This window comes from Mycolicibacter kumamotonensis, assembly GCF_002086285.1.
In the GTDB taxonomy this organism is placed as follows: Bacteria; Actinomycetota; Actinomycetes; order Mycobacteriales; family Mycobacteriaceae; genus Mycobacterium; species Mycobacterium kumamotonense.
The window spans coordinates 1-216 of the sequence record NZ_MVHU01000127.1 but is presented as its reverse complement, the minus strand read 5'-3'; the positions used below and the strand labels follow the sequence as shown (position 1 = coordinate 216).

At 68.5% G+C, this 216-nt stretch carries 1 protein-coding gene; it reads left to right on the top strand.

The window, feature by feature from the left end:
• The coding region (locus tag BST28_RS23070; RefSeq protein WP_207570210.1) for a beta-ketoacyl synthase N-terminal-like domain-containing protein at window positions 1–216 on the top strand (216 nt) is incomplete at both ends.

Sequence of the window (216 nt, the reverse complement as noted above, 5' to 3'; positions counted from 1 at the left end):
GAGGCGTTGGAACGGGCCGGGATCGCCCCGGACTCCCTGCGCGGCACCACCACCGGCGTCTACGCCGGAGTGATTCCACCTGATCGCAGCGCTGGACATGAGGTCGCCCCGGATCTCGAAGGATACTTACTGACGGGGATCGGCGGCAGTGTGGTGTCGGGTCGGGTGGCGTATGCGTTGGGGTTGGAGGGCCCGGCGGTGTCGGTGGATACGGCG